We start from the raw sequence: 19,667 nt of genomic DNA on the forward strand, positions 1-19,667 counted from the left end.
GGCTCGCACCTGGATGCTGCGGGCGGCGAGGTCCCACGGACGATCCCTCCTGGGACGTGACGATCGGCTCATGCACCGGCGTCGCCGGGCGGATCAGCGCGGGATGACCAGGCGGGCCTCGTACGCGAAGATCGCCGCCTGGGTGCGGTCGCGCAGGTGTAATTTGTCGAGGATTCGGCTGACGTGGGATTTGGCCGTCTGTTCGGAAATGGTGAGATCACCGGCGATTTCGAGGTTGGAGCGGCCCCGGGCTATCAGGGTGAGCACCTGGATCTCGCGGGTCGTCAGGGCCGTGAGGCGATCGGTCGCCGGGGCTGGACGATCGGCCTGGGCGGCGAACTCGTCGAGCAGTCGGCGGGTCACCGAGGGGGCCAGCAGCGCGTCGCCGCATGCCACCACCCGGACGGCGTCCGACAGCGCTTGGGCCGAGGACTCTTTCAGCAGGAAACCGCTCGCCCCGGCGCGCAGTGCGGCGTAGACGTACTCGTCGAGGTCGAACGTGGTCAGCATGATCACGCGGGTCGTCAAGGCGGACGCGATGATGCGGCGCGTGGCCTCGATGCCGTCCATGACCGGCATCCGCACGTCCATGAGCACGATGTCGGGGAGGTGGCGTTCGGCTTCGCGCACCGCGTGCGCGCCGTCCTCCGCGAGCGCGGCGACCTCGATATCGGGCTGGGCGTCGAGCAGAACCGCGATGCCCTCGCGCACCAGGCGCTGATCGTCGGCCACCACCACGCGGATGCTCATGCGGTCGTCTCTCGGATCGGCAGCGAGACGGCGACGCGGAACCGGCCGGCTCCGTCGGGCCCCGCGTGAAAGTCGCCGCCCAGCAGTGTGACTCGTTCCCGCATACCGAGCAATCCCTGCCCGGCGCCGGGTCCGGGGGCACCGGTGTCGCGCACCTCGTTGTCCACGCGGATGCGAATCCGTTCGGCGCCGAGGTCGATCGCGATGCGCAGGGGTGCGCCCGGGGCGTGCCGCAAGGCATTGCTGGCGGCCTCCTGCACGATGCGATACGAGGACAGTCCGAGCCCGGGCGGCAGCGCGGCGGGGTCGCCGGTGAGTTCCCAGTCGACGGGGGTGCCCGCCGCGCGCACCGAATCCACGAGCGCGCCGGCATCGGCGAGGGTGGGCTGGGGGAGCAGTCCGGTGTCGCCGGAACGCAGCACGCCCAGGATGCGCCGCATGTCCCCGAGGGCGGTCACCGCACTCTCGCGAATCATGTCGAGACCGGCGAGGGTCTCGGGTACGGCGCCGGGGTCGCGCACCCGGGCCGCTTCGGCCTGAATCGCGATCACCGACATGTGATGTGCCACGACATCGTGCAGTTCACGAGCGATGCGCGCGCGTTCCTCGAGCAGCGCGCCGCGTTCGCGTTCGCGGTCGACGACATCGCGCTGGCTGCGCAGCGTCCGCCGGGCCTCGACCAGTCCGCGCGAGGCCGATCCGGCTATCAGCGCGAGTCCCGCCAGTACCGCCAGCTCGATCGACCCGGCGACCGCGTCCGGCGGGCGTATCGCCAGCGCCAGTCCGAGGGCCAGAACCAGTGCCGCACACCAGTATCCGGCGGCCACCCGGGGCGTGACCCGCAGCGCGATGAGCGCGAGCACGACCAGGTGACTGTTGAACATTGGGTCCACCCACAGACCCGCGCCCACCCACCACGAGCACAGCGCGGTCGCGGCGGCCGAGAGCGCCCACGCCGCGTGCGGCGCGCGCACCGCGGTCAGCATCGCGAGCCCCTGCGCCAGGGCCAGCCCGAGCGCCTGCCGATCCGACAGGCCGGTGTCGGACAGCAGCGTGTGCAGCACGATCGCGCAGACGAGAGTCGCCAGCAGCGCGGTCGCCGCGAGCCAACCCCACTGCCGGACAACGGTATCGGGAAGACGGTTCATACATCGCGCCGGTCGAACAGGACGGCCGCGCCGGTCAGCGCGAGCGCGGAATACGCGCACACGACCGTCAGCGATGCCCAGCCGCCCAGGGTCCCCATGATCTCGGGCGCGGCATCCGAACTCTGCGCGAGCTTGGCGACCACCGCCGCCGGACTCGCGCCCGTGACCCACGGTCCCGCCGCACCGAGCAGCGGCCCGAGGATTCCGGGTAGAACGGCCACGGACAGCATCAGCGCGACCGCACCGGCCGAGGACCGCAGCAGCACCCCGGCCGCCAGCCCGAGGCAGGCCACCGCCGGATAGCAGGCGGCCACCCCGACCAGCGCCGGAAACGCCGCGCCCGCAGCATATTTCGACGGATCGAGCAGCATCGCGCCGATGACCCACGCGCCGACGCTGGACACGACCCCCACCGTGCTCGCCACCGCGACGGCGACCAGCGTCTTGCCCGTGAGCACGACCTCGCGCCGGGGCCGCGCGGCCACGACCGCCCACAGCGTCCCCGTCGAATACTCGGTCGTCACCAGCAGCGCGCCCCACGCCCCGATCAGCGCGATGCCCAGCCCGGCCCCGGTCAGCGAGCCGCCGAGCACCGTATCGTCCGGGCGCAGGCTCCCGGTGAGCCCGACCAGCAGCGCGATCGCCGGGCCCACCAGCGTCGTCAGGACCGGCAGCGCGGTGAGCGATCGCACCGATCGCACCTTGAGCGCCTCCGAACGAACTTGTGCGGCAAGCATTCACGCCACCTCCCCGGCCACCCGGTGCCGCGCGTGCGGTGTCACCAGGTCCGTGTACACATCCTCGAGGGAGGCCCGCTGTTCGGTCAACTCGGAGACGACCACGCCCGCCTCGGACGCTATGGCGCCCACGCGGGCCGCGGGCACGCCGCGGACGATCAGCCCGCGTCCGGCCGGCTCGATCTGCGTCGAACCGACTCCCGAGCGCGCGATAGCCAGTGCCAGCGCGGCATCGTCGTCGGAACGCACCCGTACCGCCGCCGTGTTCCGGGCGATGAACGCCGCCATGGGTTCGTCGGCGAGCAGCCTGCCCCCACCCATGACGAGCAGGTGGTCGGCCACCACTTCCATCTCGCTCATGATGTGGCTCGACAGCAGCACGGTGCGTCCCCGCCCGGCCTGTTCGCGCAGGAAGCCGCGCAACCAGCGGATGCCCTCGGTGTCGAGACCGTTGGTGGGTTCGTCCAGCAGCAGTACGGCCGGATCGCCGAGAATCGCGGCCGCGATACCCAGCCGCTGCAGCATGCCGAGCGAGAACTCGCGCACCCGCTGCCGCGCGACCGAACTCAGCCCGACGATGTCGAGCACCTCGTCCACCCGGGATCGCGGTATCGCGTTGCTCAGCGCCAGTACGGCCAGGTGATCGCGGGCCCGCCGGTCCGGATGCACCCGGCGTGCGTCGAGCAGCGCGCCGACGGTCCGGAGCGGCTCGCGCAGTGCGCGATACGGCCGGCCCGCGATCAGCACCCGTCCCCGGCTGGGCCGATCGAGTCCCAGCACCATCCGCATGGTGGTCGATTTTCCGGACCCGTTGGGGCCGAGCAGGCCGGTCACCCGGCCCGGCGCAATCGTGCAGCTCAGCTCCGAAACCGCCACCGCCGCACCGTAGTTCTTCGTCAAGGCATCGCATTCGATCACGCGTTCCACGCTATGAGCGCGGTGCGCCGGGGACATCCGGCGAAGGAGTGCACCTGCGCGTCACTCTCGAGGACCACATGCGTGCTCGAGGCGACGGCAGATCGGCCCCGGAGTTCGAGCCAAGGCTGTGACATGGGCGGAGGCAAGGAGAGAAAACATCCTTGCCCCACATCACCTGTATAGCTCGCCCCCGGGCGCGCGGCAAGGCTCGGGTCATGCCAGTCGACGCCGGTACCTGCGGAAATCGAGGCCTACGACGCGCCCGCGACGCCTGTCGACGGCCGGGGAAAAGCCGAGCGCCCCTGTCATACCGAGTCGTATGACAGGGGCGCTCGCGCCCCGGGGACCCCCGGGGTGTGCCGAAATCAGCTCACCGGCACCGGCTTCGGCTTACGTGCGCCGGGTCGTGCGAAATTCTTCATGATCGGCAGATCCACCCAGTGGTACAGCGCCGCCGCGATGGCCGTGGCGACCACCAGGCTCAGCAGCGAGAACCCGGCCCAGCCGAGGATCCCGAACTGCTTGCCGCCGATCAGGTATCGGGTGATCACCACCATCACCGGGAACTGGATCAGGTAGAACGCGAAGGACACGTTGCCCAGCCACACCATGCGCGGATGCGAGTTGATGCCGCGGATGCCCGCCAGATCACGGGTGGCCATGGTCGCCACGACCGCGGTCATGGGCACGAGCATCAGCACCGACATCTTGTAGTTGACCGGCACCACCCAGGTCGCCGCGTAGGTGATGGCCAGCGTCAGCAGCGGCAGCACCATGCTGGTGTTGCGCCACTTGCCCTCGAGCACCATGCGCGCCGCGAGCACGCCGAGGAAGAACTCCGGCAGCCGCGAGAGCGGGAAGGTGTAGCTCAGCCAGTACGACAGCGAGACCGGGATATCGGGCTGCACGAACCACCGGGGATCGGCGTGCAACTCGTAGTACGGGGAGTCGTCGCCCGGGACCAGGCGCGGCGCGAAGGCGTTGGCCGTGCCCTTGAATCCGTCGACCCACAGGAAGTAGCTGGTGTGCATCGCGACGATGCCGAGCATGAGCAGGCCCGCGGCCAGCAGCAGGTGCCGGGTGGGGATGCGCCGGATCAGCGGCAGCAGCAGCGGGAACAACGCGTAGAACAGCACTTCCGAGGCCAGCGACCAGGACGGCACGTTCAGCCCGCCGACCGTCGTCCACTTGGGCACCCAGGTGTGCACCAGCAGCAGGTTGGGCACCCACACGACCACGCGGCTCAGCGGCACACTCGCCGCGACGATGAACGCCGCCGCGGCCAGCAGATGGGTCGGATAGATCTTGAGCACCCGGCGGCGGTAGAACGCGCGCACCGACATGCCCGGCCGCACCGACCAGTAGATGATGAAGCCGGACAGCACGAAGAAGAACGTGACACCGGCCGCGCCCAGCTGCATCGGAATCCACTGGTGGATGGTCTTGAACGTTTCCGACTTCTGGAACGGGTAGACCGGCAGGAACACCAGCGCGTGCAGCACGAACACCGCGAACGCCGCCCACCAGCGGGCGCCGGTCAGCGAGGGCAGCGCGGGCCGATTCCGGTCGGCGTCTGTCTGCGGCGCGGGCGCGGATTGCACCGGCGCGGTGGCGGATTCGGTTTGCGCGTGAGGCACGACCTCGGGCGGGCGGGTCATCGGACGTACCTTTCGTACAGCGCATTCGCGACTACGGCGTCGCCCGTGGGCGACGGGTGGAACGGCAGGCCGTCGAATTTGACGGTCGGGTCGAAGACGCCGTTGACCCAGGGATCGTCCGAGCACAGACCGTGCCCGGTGGTCACGGCGCGGGTGTCGAAGAATTCGACGTTCAGCGCCTCGGCGGCATCGCGTTGCGCCAGGTCCATGCGCTCGAGGTATTCGACGATGGTGCGGCCCCGCGGCTGTACGAAGGGAACCACACCGAAGAACTCGAGGCAGACCGTTTCCTGTTCCTCCCGGAACAGTTCCGGGTAGCCGACGAGCACGATGCGCGCGGCGGGCGCGTAATAGCGAATGTAGGTCACCGCGTTGCGGACGCGGTCGGCGAACGCCGCACCGGTGATGGCCTGCGCGTCGGGCATGCGGCCCTCGGCCACCGCCTCGGCGCCGCAGCCCCCGGCCAGGTCGAACACGCACGCTCGCATGGCATCCCACAGCGACTGCTGCGACCCGCCCCAGCGGTCGTTGAGCCCGAACTGCAGCGTCACCAGTTTGGTCGCCGGCCCGAAAGCCCCCGCCGTGGCGGCAGCACGCGTCTCATGGGTCAGCGTGTGCCCGGGCGGGGTGTCGATCGAGGCGCCCAGACACGAGATGTCCGCGACCTGCTCGGCGCCACGCGCGCCGAGCTTGCCGGTCAGCTGCGCGGGCCATGCCGTCGGCCCGCGCAGGCACTCGTTCGTGGACAGCGGGTCCCAGACATTCGCGGTGAACGAATCACCAAGGACGACAATGGGTTTGCCGTCGGGAGCGGGTTCCGCGTTCGCTCCCGGGCTCGTCGTCAGAGCGGTGGATGCCGCCAATACCGCGGCGCACAACCACCGTCCACTGTTTCCCGACACCTGAGTTGCTCCGGATCCCTCTGGATCAGTAGCCGGCGCGCGGCTCGAAGCCGGGGGCGTCCAGGGTGGGCGGCGCGGGCTTCTCGGGCGCCTTGGTCTCGGGGGCGGGCTTGGGCGCGGGCGCGACGGGCTGGGTCACGACCGGCTCGGGCGCGGCGGGCTGCTCGGGGGCGGCCGGCTCCGGCGCGGCCGGCTGCGGAGCGGCCTCGGTGGTGGCGGCCGGGGCGGTGGTCGCCGCGGGAGCGGTGGTGCTGGCGGCCGGCGCCGTGGTGCTGCTGGACGGCGTGCTGTCGGACGAGTCGTCGCCACACGCGGCGACGCCGCCGACGAGCAGCATTCCGCCGAGCACCGCTGCCGCGGAACGCATCACGAACACACCTGGGGTACGCATCTTCATAGAGTCCTCGAATCGAAAAATGAAGTGGGAAAAGTTCACTTCAAGCGGGCAGTGTACAAGAGAAACGAGCGTTGTAGATCCGGTTCCCGCAAGCCCCAAAACCGCAGGGCAATACGGGGTTCCGGCTCGATAGCTAACGGCTGTCAACCCTGTTGCGGGGCAGTTTTCGGCCTGCGCCGGCCCCGAGAATTCACTTTCCGTAGCGTTCGTACAGGGCCGTGGCGACCACCGAATCGCCCTTGGTGGACGGGTGGAAGAACAGGCCGTCGATGTCGGTGCGCGGATCGAAGACGCCGTTGAGCCACGGCTCTTCCGAGCAGAGTCCGTGCCCGGTGGTGAGCGCGCGCGCATCGAGGAAGTCGATCTTCAACAGTTGCGCGGCCTCGCGCTGGGCCCTGTCGATCCGGTCCATGTACTCGACCACCGCGCGCCCGCGCGGCTGGATGAACGGTGCGGCGCCCAGGATGTTGAGGCAGATCGTGCTGGTGCCCGGGGTGAACAGTTCCGGGTAGCCGACGAGCACGATCTTGGCGTTCGGCGCGTAGTAGCGGATGTAGGTCACCGCGTTCTTCATGCGCTCGGCGAGCAGCGCGCCGGAGACCCCGTTGAAGTCGGTCATCCGGCCCTGGGCGACCGCGTCGGGATCGCAGCCGTCGGCGAGGTTGAACACGCAGATCGGCAGGGACTTCCACAGCGTCTGGTCGGAGTTGCCCCACTTGTCGTTGAGCCCGAACTGCAGGGTCACCAGCTTGGTGCGCGGCCCGAAAGCGCCCGCCTTGTCGGCCTTCGAGGCCTCCATGCCCATGGTCCAGCCGGGTCCGCTGTCGACGGACGCGCCGGGACACGAGGTGTTGACCATCCGGTCGGTCCCGTGCACGCCCATCAGGGTGCCCAACTGCGCGGGCCAGGCGGTATCGCCGTGCCGCAGGCAGGTATTGCTCTCGTCGAAGAAGTCCCACGCGTTCGCGGAGAACGAATCGCCGAGTACCACCAGATCTTTCCCCCCGGAGGCGGATTCCGCCCCCGCCCCCGCGACCCCGGTCATCGAGACCGAGAGCGCCACCCCGGTGGCACAGAGCCACCGTTTGCTATTGCCGAACACCTGTATTCCCTGGCCTTCTCATCGCCCGCGGATCGAATCCGGGCGACGCCGGATCGGGGGTGCGGGCTCGTGCGTATGCGGAGCGGGTCCAAACTGAAGTGAACGTTGTTCACTTCAGCGGGAGTGTACAAAAGGGCTCCGGGCATACCACCCATAACGGTGAAAATACCTGCCCCGAAAATCCGGGGGACGGGATCGCGCCAGGTCGGTGGGCGTGAACGATCAACCGAGCGGCCGGGCGTGCCGGCCGACCTCGTCGAGATGGCGCATGGCCTGCGCGTAGGAATCGAAGAGACCCGTCTCGGCGTACGGAACGCCGATCTCGGCGCAAAAGGCCGCGACCATCGGCTGGGCCCGGCGCAGATTCGGGCGCGGCATCGACGGGAACAGGTGATGTTCGACCTGGTAGTTGAGCCCGCCGAGCGCGGTGTCGATGACGAATCCGCCGCGCACGTTGCGCGAGGTCAGCACCTGGCGGCGCAGGAAGTCGGTGGTGTCATCCTCCTCGAACACCTCCATCCCCTTGTGGTTCGGCGCGAAGGTGCAGCCCATGTAGAAGCCGAACAGGCCCTGCTGCACCGCGATGAAGATCAGCGCCTTACCCGGGGGCAGCACCAGGAACACCGTCGAGAGGTAGCCGACGGCGTGCGCCGCCAGCAGCGCGCCCTCCCAGCGCCGATGCGGAATCGGCCAGCGCAGGCACGCGCGCACGCTCGAGAAGTGCAGGCTGCCCGCCTCGAGGAACAGCAGCGGGAAGAACAGCCACGCCTGGTAGCGGAAGATGAAACGCCGCCAGCCGCGTTCGGCCGCGGCCCGGCCGCCGGAGAAGGCCAGCACGCCGCCGACATCGGGGTCGGCGCCCTCGGTGTTGGGATGCGCGTGATGCCGGTTGTGATTGCTGGTCCACCAGCCGATGCTCAGGCCGATGCCGAGATTGCCCGCGATCAGCCCGTACAGGTAGTTGGCTCTGCGGGTTCTGAAGATCTGCCGGTGCCCGGCGTCGTGGCCGAGGAACGCGATCTGGGAGAACACCGCGGCCAGGAACGCCGCGGTGGCCAGCTGCCACCAGGAATCGCCGATCAGCGCGAACGCCACCCAGCCCGCGAGGAACGCGCCGCCGGTGATCGCGCTCTTGATCGCGTAGTACCCGTAGCGCCGGTCCAGCAGGCGCGCCTCACGCATGCGGCGCTTGAGCACCGCGTACTCGCTGCCCCGGATGGGGGCCGTTTCGGCAACCGGGGCAGGCCGGTAGTCGTGCTCGGCTCGCATCGGCCGACGCGGTGCCATCTCAATTACCACGGTCGCTGCACATCCTGGGTGTCGCTGTTCGAGTCGCCGGACTCGACACGAGCATGACGGGACGCGACCACCGCCGGGTGAACGGACCCGTGGAATAGCGACACATCTGCATGACAATCTCGCGCGGGACGCCGGGATCACGACTATTGTCGCGACCTGCCCCCGGGGGGCGTCAAAATGGCGTCTGCGCAACTTGTTTCGGGTCGGTCAGGCGGTGCGGGTTGCGCGGGCCATTATTCATGACCTCCGGGTCGCTCCGACGCCGGGGGACCCTCGAGGCCCGCGGTCAGGAACGTAGTCGCTCGAGGCCGTCCAGCACCAGGTCCAGGCCGAACTCGAATTCGCTCTGATCGTCGCACCAGCCCAGGTTCGGGCCCGCGTCGTCGTGGCCCGGATCGTCGGCGATCATGCCCGCGATGTTCGGGAACCTGTCGGCCATGGCCTCGAGCGCGGCGACGCCCTCGCGTTCGTGCTGTTCGGACATGGGCTGGAACAACTCCTGCGTGAAGCCCAGCGCGCGGCTGCCCAGCGCGTGCAGGGCGTGGTGGGTCAGGTCGTAGGAGAATCCGCCGCCGCGCAGCAGGCCGATGATCGAGTCGAAGTAGGCGATGATCGACAGCGTCATGGGCGAGCGCGTGCCGATCAGCGCCGGCGCCCAGGGGTGGTCGAGCAGTACGGCGCGAGCGGTGAGAATGCGCTTGCGCAGCACCGGTTTCCAGTCGTCAGGGGAGTCCGTCGCCGCCGGTCCGACCGCGGCGTTGATGGCGTCCAGTACGACCTCGACCATGCCGTCGAGCAACTCGGCCTTGTTGGCCACGTGGTGGTAGAGCGACATGGCCTCGACGCCGAGGTCGGTGGCGACGCTGCGCATGGTCACGGCCTCGATGCCGTCGCGGTCGGCGCGGGCGACGGCCGCGGCCAGGATCTGTCCCCGGTTCAGCCGGGGTCGCTGCTCGGTGACCATGGTTTCCGAATTTACCGTACGTCGTAAGTTCGCCCGCTCTTGACAGCCTTACGTTGTAAGTGTTTCGCTGGGAAGCAGAAGACTTACAACGTAAGGGAGTGGATCATGTGGGTACTCGTCGCCATTGCCGCGGGCACGCCGATCGGGCTGGCGCTGGCTTGGTTCCTGTTCCTGGTGGTGGTGATGCAGACCGGGTACGCGCCGGGGCTGGCCGTGGTTCGCCGGTTCAATCGGCGGGTCACCAATCGCGGGGTCATGAAGTCGGCCGGGCAGCCGGGCGCGTCCGCCTCGATCATCAAGCACGTCGGGCGCAGCAGCGGTAAGGGTTATTCCACCCCGGTAGGGATCACCGAGGCCGGGGACGACTTCCTGATCTCCCTGCCCTACGGCACCACCCCGGATTGGTTGCGCAACGTGCTCGCGGCCGGGCAGGCCGAGGCCGTGCACGAGGGCCGGACCTACCGGGTCACCGAACCCGAACTGGTCGCGGCCGCGTCGGTCGCCGGCCATCAGTCGCGCACCGAACGCGTCGCGCAGCGTGTGTTCGGCGTCGACCAGGTGCTGCGGCTGCGCCGGGCGGAGGTGCAGGGATGATCCCGCGGCACCGGTCCCGGGAGGGAGAGGTCATGTCCCGCTACGCGATTCGCGCCGAAGGGCTGTGCAAGAGCTTCGGCGGCATCGCGCGGTACCGGCGGGCTGCGTCTACGGGGTGCTCGGGCCGAACGGCGCGGGTAAGACGACCACGGCCGCGTGATCGCCGAGGGTACGACGCGGGAGCTGAAAGCGTCCGCCGGGCACACCAGCCTCGACGAGGTGTTCCTGGCCCTGACCGCCGTGCGAGACCCTGCCCGCGAGGAGATTCCGGAATGACCATCGACCCGGCCGGCCCGCACCGGGCGGCGCTCTCGACCCTCGAACGCCCGGACCGCGCCGTGATGCTGGTGATGTTCACCTACCTGCTCGGTGGCGCGCTGGCGGGGTCCACCGCGGACTATCTGCAGACCGTGCTGCCGGGCATTCTCGTGCTGACCATCACCATGACCACCCAGTCGACCGCGGTCGCGCTCAACGCCGACATCGGCAGGGGAGTATTCGACCGCTTCCGGTCCCTGCCCATCTGGCAGCCGGCCCCGCTGGTCGGGGCGCTCCTGGCCGACGTGGCGCGCTACGTGATCGCCGCGACCGTCATCGTGGGAGCCGGTGTGCTGCTGGGCTTTCGGCCCGGCGCCGGGGTCGCGGGGCTGGTGGCGGTCTTAGGGCCGCTGACCATGCGACTGTACCGGCGCGAACGGTGAGAGCCGGCGTCGGTGCGCTGAAGTAACGTGGCGGAGGCCATGATTCAGCGAAGAGAACCGAGAGAATGACCGACGCCGAAGCCTTTCCCCTGCCCTTTCTGCCGTACTGGAAGTTGCCGTTCAACCCGCCCAGAACCCTGCGCGAACTGGAGATGATGCGGTTCAGCGCGCTGATTCGGGCGAAGCCGGGCTGGGTCGAGAAGAGGAACGACGCCGAGATCGTCGCCCGGTGGTCGCGGGAGGCGGCCGACAGCGGGCTGACCGAAGCGCAAATCGCCTACGTGCTGGCGGAATTGGCGTATTACGCCGGGCTCCGGGACGCGCGGACCGGTATCGAGGTTTCGGCTGTCGACGGGGTGTGGCAGTCGGAACGTTTGATCGACGCGGAGCTCACCGCGCGGCTGCGCGCGGCGGTGCGGGTCCTGGAGGACGTGCCCGAGGCCGAGCGGGATTGGCATCCCGGATCGAACGGGCAGGTCCTCGACCTGGTGCATCCGTCGCTGTTCTGCCTCGTCCGCGAGCTCGGAAATTCTCCGGACGACATCTGGCAGGACCCGGGCGAGCAGTACGAGACGGCGCATTCGAAGAAGTTCCAGTGGCTACCCTCGGAGGTCGATATCGACGCCGGCGGCCGGGTCGAATTCGCCTCGTACATCAACAACGTGCATCCCGCGGACCACCGTGAACTCGCGGTCGTACTGCCCGAGGTGCTCGCGCTGATGCGTCCGCTGTTCGAGCGGGTGCTCACCGACCTGCGCAACCCGCGGCCCGCGCGGATCGTCGCCGATCCGTGGGGCTGGTACGAGGACGAGCCCGTGTATGGGGACTACGGGGACGAGGACGCCTACTACGACGCGCGCAGCGCGTGGTACGACAACCGCGTACCCGTCATTCCCGATGCTCCGGAGTTCAGCGCGCCCGAGGTCCCGGAGGATTTCGAGCCGGTGGATCTGCGCGGGCGGCGCGTGCAGGTGATCGTCAAACTCGCCAATATCCACCTCACGCCCGACAAGCCCGACTATCCGGGTGGTTCCTGGCATGTCGAGGGGATGATGAACGAACGCATCGTCTCGACCGCCATCTACTACTGGGACAGCGAGAACATCACCGAGAGTCGCCTCGGATTCCGTGCGGCCCTGGACGATCCGGAGTATCAGCAGAACGACGACGACGGCGTGCGCGCCATCTACGGCCTCGAGGACGAGGACAAACTGAACCAGTTCCTGGGCTCGGTCCCCACCGATTCGGGTCGCTGCGTGGCGTTCCCGAACATCCTGCAGCACCGAGTAGCGCCGTTCTCCCTGACCGATCCGACCCGCCCCGGCCACCGCAAGATCCTGGCGTTCTTCCTGGTCGATCCCACCCACAGGGTTACCTCGACGGCGGATGTCCCGCCGCAGCAGCCCTGGTCTCCGGCCTCGACCATGACCCTCGAACAGGCCGTGGCCTTCCGCGACGAGTTGATGAAAGAGCGCAAGTTCATCATCGACGACCACAACGAGGAAGAACTGTACGAGCGAGAGTTCTCGCTCTGCGAACACTGACCCGCTACGAATCGCCTTTTCCCGCCCGGTGTTTCGCCGGGCGGGATACGTGAGAGAACCGCGAGAATGAACGACGTCATCGAATTTCCCCTGCCCTTCGGCTCCTTCCGTGCACTGCGGCCCCCGGCCCTGCGTACGTTGCGCGAGGTCGAGATGATGCGGCTCAGCGCCGAGATCCGGGCCAAGCCGCGCTGGTTCGAGAAGATGGACGATGCCGAGATCGCCGGCCGCTGGTCGCGCGAGGCGGCCGAACAGGGGCTCACCGCGGCGCAAATCGCCTATGTGCTGGCGGAATTGCGGCACTACGCCGCACTGCGCGACGCGAGCACCGGGCTCGAGGTGACCGCCGTCGACGGGGTGTGGCAGTCGGACGATCTGATCGGTGCGGAGCTGACCGACCGGCTGCGTGCGGCCGTGCGAGTGCTGGAACAGGTGCCCGAGGCGGAGTTGGATTGGCACCCTGGGTCGGACGGGCAGGTGCTCGATCTCGTTCACCCGTCGCTGTTCTGCCTGGTGCGCGGCGTGAGTCCGATCGACGAAGCGGTCTGGGCGAACCCCGGAACGAAGCAGTCGCCCGTCCCGTTCTCCGAGCGATTCCAGTGGCTGCCCACCGATGTCGATGTGGACGCCGACGGCGCGGTCACCTTCGCTTCCTACGTCAACAACGTGCATCCCGAACGGCACGGTGAACTCGAGGCGGTACTGCCGGAACTCCTGGCGCGCATGCTGCCGCTGTTCGAGGCCGTGCTGACGGACCTGCTGCATCCCGCGCCGATTCGGATCGTGCCGGACTCCTCGGCCTGGTACGAGGGCGAGCCGGAGGAACCCGACCTCGATATCGAGGACGACGACGCCTACGACGCCGCCGAGGAGGCGTACGAGGCGGCTTGGGACGACTGGTACCGCGACCGCCGGCCGACGATCCCCGACGCGCCGGTGTACGTCCCACCCGCGCTCCCGTCCGCCGGCGAACGTTTCAGTCTGCGCGACAGGCGAATTCAGGTAATCGTCAAACTCGCGACCATCCACCTGACCCCCGGCAAACCCGACTATCCCGGCGGGTCCTGGCATGTCGAAGGCATGCTGAACGAACGCATCGTCTCGACCGCCATCTACTACTGGGACAGCGAGAACATCACCGAGAGCACCCTCGGCTTCCGCACCGCGGTGTCGGATCCCTACTACGAGCAGAACGACGACATGGGCATGCGCGAGGTCTACGGTCTGGAGGACCAGGACGCCCTGAACCAGTTCCTGGGTTCGGTCCCCACCGGTTCGGGCCGCTGCCTGGCCTTCCCGAACGTCCTGCAGCACCGCGTGGCCCCGTTCTCCCTCGCGGACCCGACCCGCCCCGGCCACCGCAAGATCCTGGCCTTCTTCCTCGTGGATCCCACCCGTCGCGTCCCCTCCACGACCGACGTCCCACCCCAGCAGCCCTGGTCCCCGACCACGACGATGACCCTCGCCGAGGCGAAATCCCACCGCGAGGCCCTGATGAAGGAACGCAAGTACGCCGTAGACGCCCACACCGGCTACCTCTACGAACGTGAGTTCTCCCTCTGCGAACACTGACCGCCGCTGCGGGAGTGCGTCAGGCGATGGCGGCGACGTCTCCGTCATCGAAGTGAATGGATTGGTGAAGCCGCCCGCCGAGGGCCGTCGCGTACCGGGCGAGCACCTCCTGCCCGGAGATCTGCCCGCGCTCGATCTGCGAGATCCGGCCCTTGGTGACCCCCATCCGGACGGCGAGCTGCTGCTGGGTGAACCCGCGGCTCCTGCGGATCTCGGCGAGCCGGAAACCGACGGACCGAGCGAGGATCGTCTCCTTGCCGGCTCGCAAGGCTGCCTCGCCACCCGCGCGTTCGACGCATACGTCTCGGATGTCCGCCCAGCGGGAGATCCCGCTCATCGCCAGTTCCTCGTGATTCATCAGGGGAGTGTATGAATCGCCATGCCCCGTCGTCCCGACTTTTCTGCTGCGTAGGTCGGACCACGCGAGCCAGTGAGCGCACCCGCGGGTGGGTTGCTCAGTGCGACGCCAGCCAAAGTTCCAGGGTGTCGAAATCAGAGGGGCGCAGGCCGACTCGGGGTTCTACCCGGTGCAGGAGGGCTGGAGCGGGGTGGTGGGTCGTCACGTAGTCGATGTCGTGCTCGGTCAGTTCGTCGTCCACCCAGGCGAAAGGGCGGTGGCGGGCGTACGTGAGCAGAGACCTTGTCTTCCAGTGCAATCCGAACCAGTCGTCTGCGCGGTGATCGGTGTCATCGGGCCACTCGACCACCGGTAGGGCGGGGAGACCGAGGAGGGGCGCCAGGGCCTCGTTGGCCTCGTGCACCCAGGTGGTCGCCCAGACGAGCTCGCAGGGCAGGGCGGCCAGGCGCGGGCCCAGTTCGGGGTCGAGGCGACCGAGCAGGGTGGGTGAAGTGGCCGGTTGTGATGTGCCCTTGGGGGATTCGGGTGCGCCGAATGGCAGGAGGGGGCCGTCTACATCGAGGAACAGGAGGGGGAGGGGCACGACGTGGAGGATAGTTCGCGGCGGCATGATCACGTGACGAATGGTTTGAGAGATCTCGGTCGGATCCGCGCCGAAGCATCCTGCGCGTCGGACATCGCACTCGTTATGGCGTCGTACGGTTATCAGCGTTCGCGTTTTCGGCCCGAGGGAAGGACCCAGCATGAAGCGTGTTGCTATCACGGCCACGGCCGTCGCGGGAATCTCGATGACGGCGGTCGCGGCGGCGGGTGTCGCCCAGGGCGCGCCCGAGGGGGCCGCATTCTTCAACTACGGCGGCAAGAACTGTGCGATCACCGCGGACGGCGTCATCGGTTGTGACGGTTGGCAAATGGTGCCGGTGTTCTCGGTCCCGATCGGCGGTGGCATCCCGGTGTCGGTGCCCGCGCCGCAGTCGATCCAGGACGCCGGCGGCATCCGTCCCACCTACGATCTCGCTCAGCCGTTCACCCTGCCGGGCGGCAACCCGGACTTCTTCGCGGTCGCCAACGACTCCGGGCCGTTCGGCCCTAAGCTCTCCCACGCCGGGGCGTTCTGCGAGATCAGCTTCCGCGGCTGGTTCCGCTGCGTGCCGCGCGGCGCGTAGGTCACCGGCATCCCCGTCCGGCGGGCGCGCGTGCCCGCCGGACCACCGCCGAGAAAGTGCTCGGGGATCGTCTCCGCTGACGTCACCCGGTGATCATCGAGGTGACTCCACGCGTTTCGCCAGCTGATTGCTGGTACAGAGTTTCTGCGGGTTCGAATTTGTTTTCGAATTCATTCATAGCCATTCCGCGCCCACTGGAGAAAGAGTAACGACCGATCCTCGCACGCGATGTTCACAACAACATCGATTCAGGAGGTCGGAATGCTATCTGCGAAGCGGTTTGCTGCCGGAGCCTTTGTCGCCACCGCAGCCGCGGGTCTCGTTCTCGCCGGTGGCGGCGCCGCCCAGGCGGACGTACCGGTGTGGCAGGCCAACTGCCACGTCTACAACATCTTCAACACGGGCGGGATGGCCAATTGCGAGCTGCCCACCTGGCATCAGGTGAAACTCACCTGCGTCGCCTGGCCCGTTCCCTTCACCTACTGGAAATACGGTCCCGTCCAGTACGGACAGAACCAATCCTGGGCCAGCTGCGATTCTCTCAACGCACTGGTGAATATCGAGGTGATTCAGGCGTAGGGCGATGCGCTCGGTTCAATGCCGGTCGGTAGCCATCGGCAAATGGCGACCCCGGCATTCTGCCGCGAGTAGGGATCATCCACCGATCGCACCGCCGTCGAATACGCGCTGGAATATCTCGGCGGCGTGACTGCCCGGCTCGGGCGGTGCGGGGGACAGCTGGAAGGTTCGGGTGCCGTCGGGGCGGCGTTCGGCGCGCAGGAACAGGTCGGCGGGGTGGCCCGCTAGATGGCGTTGGTGTGCGTACTCGTAGAGGTGGGTGACGAAGACGAGCTTGACGCCGGAGGCGGTGAGGGCGTCGAGCAGGGGTGTGGCGATTCGGGTGGCGTCGCGTTCGCTGGTCGAGGCGAAGGACTCGTTGCACAGCAGCAGGGACCCGGGCGTGATCAGGTCGACGATCGCGCTCATGCGGGACAGCTCGTCGACCAGCTTGCCGTGGGTCATGGTGCGGTCCTCGTCGGTGACGAAGTGGGTGAATATCCCGTCGCGGACATCGGATTCGAAGGTCTCGGCCGGAACGAACATGCCGGACTGCATCATCAGCTGGGCGGTGCCGAGACTGCGGAGGAAGGTCGACTTCCCGCCGTTGTTGGCGCCGGTGACCACGATCAGCGACCGGTCGTCGGCGTCCAGGTCGTTGCCGATCACCGCACGGTTCCCGGACAGGGACAGGCTCATATTTCGCAGGCCGGTGGCGCGCAGGTGCGGGACGCCGGCGGGGTGGACGACCGGCAGGCAGACGGGCAGACCCGCCGCGGCGAGGCGGTCACGCAGGTTGAGACAGCCCACGTAGAACGCGAGTTCGGTGCGCAGGCGTTCGAAGAACGCGTGGATGTGCTCCGCGGCGTAGCCGACGACGTCGGCGACCTCGGCCAGCGCCCGGTCCTGCAGCTGCTTGACCGGGTTCATGGCCGGATTGGACCGGGCTTCGGGGTCTTCGATGGGGCGGAAGCTGCGATCGGGGCGGCGGGTCAGGCCGAAGCGGTTGCGGCGGGGCGGAAGCGGATCGTGCAGCACGATGTCGGCGATCTTGTTGCCGATCCCGAGCCCGGCTGTCAGGTGCACGCCGTTGTCGAAATACAGTGCGGCTAGCTGTGTTTCGACCGCGTCGAGGAAATCGTCGTCGAAGTGGTCGAGCACCGTGCGGAACAGGTCGGTGAGCCCGGTCGAGCCGAACACCGAGCCGTTCCGGTCGCACAGCTCCCGCAGGCGGCGCAGGCAGGCGAGCAGCTCGACGAACGGGGGCAGGGCCAACAGGATCTTGCCACCGGCCTGGCGCCGGACATCGAGCGGCCAGCGCCGAATGTCTTTGGGTTCCAGCGCGATCGCGTACAGCTCGCGAACGATCTCCGGGTGCGCGAGGCAGTCGGTCAGCACGGCCTGCCGGTACTGGATCGCGTCCGGATCGGTCAGCGCCGCGGGCACGATCGCGCGCACGGCCTCCAGGATGATCGGATCGCCCGCCGCCATGGCGGTGTGCAGCGATTCCAGGCCGAGGTCGTCGCGGACCCGATCGCCGACGATCGCGATGCTCGGCGCGTGGCCTTCGGGGTGCAGCAGATTCACCCTCATCGCGACATCCTCGCCGTGACCCGGTCGTAGGTCAGCCCGTAGCGCTCGGCGAGCACCACCGCGTGCGCGTTGCCGTCGGCGGGGCGGCGCACGATCCGAAACGTGCGGCGAGACGAGTCCTCCGGATCGGTGGCCGCGACCATGCTGACGGTCTCCGGTCCCGCGTCCGCGAGTTCGTCGAAGAATGTCACCCACAGCGCGATCGAGCCCCGCGCGACGATCCGATCGAGAACGTCGGCGCCGATCCGCACGCCGTCGGCCGTGCTGGTCGAGCTGAAGCTCTCGTTCAGGATGATCACGCTGTCGGCCGTGGACCGCTCGAGCGTGACACGGACCCGCTCGAGTTCAGCGAGCAGTCTGCCGTCGGTGTCGCTCGCCTGTTCCGCGCGTTCGAAATGCGAGGTGAGGCGGTCGGGCAGGGGCAGTCGCGCCGCGGCGGCCGGGACCGGGCAGCCCAGCGCCGCGAAGTAGATCAGCTGGCCGAACATGCGCGCGAACGTGGTCTTGCCGCCCTGATTGGGGCCGGTCACCACGAGAATGCGTTCGGGGCCCGCGAGGTGGAAGTCGTTGCGGACCACCGACTCTCCCGCGGTTGCTCGCCGACCGGCGAGCGCTAGATCGAAAGCACCGGTGGCATGGACGTCGCCGCCGAGCGCCGGCTCCGGCAGGCACATGGCCGGGCCGTCACCGGTCAGAGTCCGGGCGTAGTCGAGGTACAGCAGGTAGAAGTGGATCTCCCGATCGAAGGTGACCACACCGGGATCGGCGAACCGCTCGTGCCCGGCCGCGAACGCGGTGAGCCGGTCGAAGGCCGTCGGATTCAGCGCCACGACTCGTTCGAGGATCTGTTCCTCCAGCTGGTTCATGTCGGCCCACTCCGCGGCCCTCCTCGCGACCGGCGGCGGCCCCGACCCGAAACGCGCCAGCAGGGTCGCGACGGTCGCGCTGTAATCCGGCGCGTCACCGGCCGAGCCGACCTCGACGGTCCCGTCCACGAGCCGCACGCTGTACCGCACGGCGGCCAGCACCCGCTGAACCTCCCGCACATCGCCGTCGAGCCGAACGAAATCCGCACTCCCGACGTGTGATTCGACGAAGTCCCGCCACTCTCGCAACGCTCGCGAACGCAGCGTCACCCGGCTCGAGCCCACGGCCATGGCGGTGACCACATCGATGTAATCCGCCGCCGCGTCGAGCCGCCACCGCGCCCGCTGCAACGGGTGCTTCAACCGCTCGGACCCGGCGAGTCGCCGGCGCATCCGCCGCATCCCCGCCGCGAACTCGTCGAACACCGCTCGCACCGCGTCATTCGCCAAGTCCGCGAACACTTCCTGGCGATACCGCACCGTCGCGACGTCCCGCACCGGCCGCCCGAACACCCCCTCGAGCCCGAACTCGTGCCCCTCCCGCAGCACGGCCGCGATCACCTGATCGATGTTCAGATCGGTCACCGTCTCCGCGCCGACGACCACCTCCGCGACGCTCGCCCCGTTCGGCCACAGCACACTGCCCGCTCGCATACCCACCCCTACGCTCGTGCCGAGCCGGGACGGCGGATCGCACCGCCCGGCCACCAGCTTCGGAGACTAGGGATGCCCCGGACCAACCGTCAAGCGCCCCCACCGGACCCGCGAGAACACACGCGAAAGCGCGGCCGGTGGGCTATCGGGAAGCCGCACCGACCGCGCTCGCCGGATCCGCCGGCG

20 protein-coding genes are annotated in these 19,667 nt (G+C 68.6%); 6 read left to right on the forward strand and 14 right to left on the reverse strand.

The features are described from left to right. Window positions 1-93: 93 nt before the first annotated feature. The 10 genes from ACWDOP_RS06045 to ACWDOP_RS06090 form a co-directional block, all read right to left on the reverse strand. Window positions 94-750, reverse strand: a complete 657-nt coding sequence (locus ACWDOP_RS06045; RefSeq protein WP_456344161.1) for a response regulator — start codon at window positions 748-750, stop codon at window positions 94-96. Next, window positions 747-1,898 carry a sensor histidine kinase gene (locus ACWDOP_RS06050; protein WP_456344162.1) on the reverse strand — a complete coding sequence of 384 codons (1,152 nt, stop codon included), beginning with the start codon at window positions 1,896-1,898 and terminating at the stop codon, window positions 747-749. The genes ACWDOP_RS06045 and ACWDOP_RS06050 overlap by 4 nt, the downstream gene beginning before the upstream one ends. Next, window positions 1,895-2,635, reverse strand: a complete 741-nt coding sequence (locus ACWDOP_RS06055) for a hypothetical protein (RefSeq protein ID WP_456344163.1) — start codon at window positions 2,633-2,635, stop codon at window positions 1,895-1,897. Before ACWDOP_RS06055 ends, ACWDOP_RS06050 begins: the two co-directional genes overlap by 4 nt. Further along, entirely contained in the window at window positions 2,636-3,553 is a 918-nt protein-coding gene (locus ACWDOP_RS06060; protein ID WP_456344164.1) for an ABC transporter ATP-binding protein, read from the reverse strand. It abuts the gene before it with no gap. Between the two features lie 365 nt (window positions 3,554-3,918). Continuing rightward, window positions 3,919-5,211 carry an acyltransferase family protein gene (locus tag ACWDOP_RS06065; protein ID WP_456344165.1) on the reverse strand — a complete coding sequence of 431 codons (1,293 nt, stop codon included), beginning with the start codon at window positions 5,209-5,211 and terminating at the stop codon, window positions 3,919-3,921. Then, window positions 5,208-6,113, reverse strand: coding sequence for an SGNH/GDSL hydrolase family protein (locus ACWDOP_RS06070; protein WP_456344166.1), 906 nt, complete (start codon window positions 6,111-6,113; stop codon window positions 5,208-5,210). The genes ACWDOP_RS06065 and ACWDOP_RS06070 overlap by 4 nt, the downstream gene beginning before the upstream one ends. Window positions 6,114-6,138: 25 nt before the next feature. Continuing rightward, a complete protein-coding gene (locus tag ACWDOP_RS06075) occupies window positions 6,139-6,480 on the reverse strand; it encodes a hypothetical protein (RefSeq protein ID WP_456344167.1) in 342 nt (113 codons plus the stop codon). A gap of 220 nt (window positions 6,481-6,700) precedes the next feature. Beyond that, window positions 6,701-7,612 (reverse strand): SGNH/GDSL hydrolase family protein, encoded by a 912-nt coding sequence (locus ACWDOP_RS06080; RefSeq protein WP_456344168.1) that lies wholly within the window; start codon window positions 7,610-7,612, stop codon window positions 6,701-6,703. Window positions 7,613-7,834: 222 nt separating this feature from the next. Next, window positions 7,835-8,881 carry a fatty acid desaturase family protein gene (locus ACWDOP_RS06085; RefSeq protein WP_456344169.1) on the reverse strand — a complete coding sequence of 349 codons (1,047 nt, stop codon included), beginning with the start codon at window positions 8,879-8,881 and terminating at the stop codon, window positions 7,835-7,837. Between the two features lie 316 nt (window positions 8,882-9,197). Further along, window positions 9,198-9,875 (reverse strand): TetR/AcrR family transcriptional regulator C-terminal domain-containing protein, encoded by a 678-nt coding sequence (locus tag ACWDOP_RS06090; RefSeq protein ID WP_456344170.1) that lies wholly within the window; start codon window positions 9,873-9,875, stop codon window positions 9,198-9,200. Between the two features lie 105 nt (window positions 9,876-9,980). Here ACWDOP_RS06090 and ACWDOP_RS06095 point away from each other — a divergent pair, with 105 nt between their 5' ends. The 4 genes from ACWDOP_RS06095 (at window position 9,981) to ACWDOP_RS06110 (ending at window position 14,286) form a co-directional block, all read left to right on the forward strand. Continuing rightward, entirely contained in the window at window positions 9,981-10,469 is a 489-nt protein-coding gene (locus ACWDOP_RS06095) for a nitroreductase/quinone reductase family protein (protein ID WP_456344171.1), read from the forward strand. 272 nt (window positions 10,470-10,741) lie between these two features. Continuing rightward, window positions 10,742-11,170 carry an ABC transporter permease gene (locus ACWDOP_RS06100; RefSeq protein ID WP_456344172.1) on the forward strand — a complete coding sequence of 143 codons (429 nt, stop codon included), beginning with the start codon at window positions 10,742-10,744 and terminating at the stop codon, window positions 11,168-11,170. Between the two features lie 65 nt (window positions 11,171-11,235). Further along, complete coding sequence (locus ACWDOP_RS06105; RefSeq protein ID WP_456344173.1) at window positions 11,236-12,714, forward strand: DUF4246 domain-containing protein; 1,479 nt, start codon at window positions 11,236-11,238, stop codon at window positions 12,712-12,714. A 66-nt stretch (window positions 12,715-12,780) separates the two neighbouring features. Next, complete coding sequence (locus ACWDOP_RS06110; protein ID WP_456344174.1) at window positions 12,781-14,286, forward strand: DUF4246 domain-containing protein; 1,506 nt, start codon at window positions 12,781-12,783, stop codon at window positions 14,284-14,286. A 19-nt stretch (window positions 14,287-14,305) separates the two neighbouring features. Here ACWDOP_RS06110 and ACWDOP_RS06115 read toward each other — a convergent pair whose 3' ends face one another. Next, entirely contained in the window at window positions 14,306-14,644 is a 339-nt protein-coding gene (locus tag ACWDOP_RS06115; protein ID WP_456344175.1) for a helix-turn-helix domain-containing protein, read from the reverse strand. Between the two features lie 97 nt (window positions 14,645-14,741). Further along, on the reverse strand, window positions 14,742-15,227 hold the full coding sequence (locus tag ACWDOP_RS06120; RefSeq protein WP_456344176.1) for an HAD domain-containing protein: 486 nt from the start codon (window positions 15,225-15,227) through the stop codon (window positions 14,742-14,744). Between the two features lie 160 nt (window positions 15,228-15,387). On the opposite strand from ACWDOP_RS06120, the gene ACWDOP_RS06125 reads away from it, so the two are divergent. Continuing rightward, window positions 15,388-15,810 carry a hypothetical protein gene (locus ACWDOP_RS06125; protein WP_456344177.1) on the forward strand — a complete coding sequence of 141 codons (423 nt, stop codon included), beginning with the start codon at window positions 15,388-15,390 and terminating at the stop codon, window positions 15,808-15,810. Window positions 15,811-16,071: 261 nt separating this feature from the next. Beyond that, window positions 16,072-16,389, forward strand: coding sequence for a hypothetical protein (locus ACWDOP_RS06130; protein WP_454204361.1), 318 nt, complete (start codon window positions 16,072-16,074; stop codon window positions 16,387-16,389). A gap of 75 nt (window positions 16,390-16,464) precedes the next feature. Here ACWDOP_RS06130 and ACWDOP_RS06135 read toward each other — a convergent pair whose 3' ends face one another. Both ACWDOP_RS06135 and ACWDOP_RS06140 read right to left on the reverse strand, forming a co-directional pair. Next, on the reverse strand, window positions 16,465-17,961 hold the full coding sequence (locus ACWDOP_RS06135; RefSeq protein WP_456344178.1) for a MutS-related protein: 1,497 nt from the start codon (window positions 17,959-17,961) through the stop codon (window positions 16,465-16,467). Continuing rightward, window positions 17,958-19,481, reverse strand: coding sequence for a MutS-related protein (locus ACWDOP_RS06140; protein WP_456344179.1), 1,524 nt, complete (start codon window positions 19,479-19,481; stop codon window positions 17,958-17,960). The genes ACWDOP_RS06135 and ACWDOP_RS06140 overlap by 4 nt, the downstream gene beginning before the upstream one ends. Window positions 19,482-19,667: the final 186 nt, after the last annotated feature.

It is taken from the genome of Nocardia sp. NPDC003693, from assembly GCF_053981095.1.

What these genes read in the sequence shown, in the direction of transcription:
- ACWDOP_RS06045 (WP_456344161.1), bottom strand. Translation starts at nt 750, where the DNA reads ATGAGCATCCGCGTGGTGGTGGCCGACGATCAGCGCCTGGTGCGCGAG.
- ACWDOP_RS06050 (WP_456344162.1), bottom strand. Translation starts at nt 1,898, where the DNA reads ATGAACCGTCTTCCCGATACCGTTGTCCGGCAGTGGGGTTGGCTCGCG.
- ACWDOP_RS06055 (WP_456344163.1), bottom strand. Translation starts at nt 2,635, where the DNA reads ATGCTTGCCGCACAAGTTCGTTCGGAGGCGCTCAAGGTGCGATCGGTG.
- ACWDOP_RS06065 (WP_456344165.1), bottom strand. Translation starts at nt 5,211, where the DNA reads ATGACCCGCCCGCCCGAGGTCGTGCCTCACGCGCAAACCGAATCCGCC.
- ACWDOP_RS06075 (WP_456344167.1), bottom strand. Translation starts at nt 6,480, where the DNA reads ATGCGTTCCGCGGCAGCGGTGCTCGGCGGAATGCTGCTCGTCGGCGGC.
- ACWDOP_RS06085 (WP_456344169.1), bottom strand. Translation starts at nt 8,881, where the DNA reads ATGCGAGCCGAGCACGACTACCGGCCTGCCCCGGTTGCCGAAACGGCC.
- ACWDOP_RS06090 (WP_456344170.1), bottom strand. Translation starts at nt 9,875, where the DNA reads ATGGTCACCGAGCAGCGACCCCGGCTGAACCGGGGACAGATCCTGGCC.
- ACWDOP_RS06095 (WP_456344171.1), top strand. Translation starts at nt 9,981, where the DNA reads ATGTGGGTACTCGTCGCCATTGCCGCGGGCACGCCGATCGGGCTGGCG.
- ACWDOP_RS06100 (WP_456344172.1), top strand. Translation starts at nt 10,742, where the DNA reads ATGACCATCGACCCGGCCGGCCCGCACCGGGCGGCGCTCTCGACCCTC.
- ACWDOP_RS06105 (WP_456344173.1), top strand. Translation starts at nt 11,236, where the DNA reads ATGACCGACGCCGAAGCCTTTCCCCTGCCCTTTCTGCCGTACTGGAAG.
- ACWDOP_RS06110 (WP_456344174.1), top strand. Translation starts at nt 12,781, where the DNA reads ATGAACGACGTCATCGAATTTCCCCTGCCCTTCGGCTCCTTCCGTGCA.
- ACWDOP_RS06115 (WP_456344175.1), bottom strand. Translation starts at nt 14,644, where the DNA reads ATGAATCACGAGGAACTGGCGATGAGCGGGATCTCCCGCTGGGCGGAC.
- ACWDOP_RS06125 (WP_456344177.1), top strand. Translation starts at nt 15,388, where the DNA reads ATGAAGCGTGTTGCTATCACGGCCACGGCCGTCGCGGGAATCTCGATG.
- ACWDOP_RS06130 (WP_454204361.1), top strand. Translation starts at nt 16,072, where the DNA reads ATGCTATCTGCGAAGCGGTTTGCTGCCGGAGCCTTTGTCGCCACCGCA.
- ACWDOP_RS06135 (WP_456344178.1), bottom strand. Translation starts at nt 17,961, where the DNA reads ATGAGGGTGAATCTGCTGCACCCCGAAGGCCACGCGCCGAGCATCGCG.
- ACWDOP_RS06140 (WP_456344179.1), bottom strand. Translation starts at nt 19,481, where the DNA reads ATGCGAGCGGGCAGTGTGCTGTGGCCGAACGGGGCGAGCGTCGCGGAG.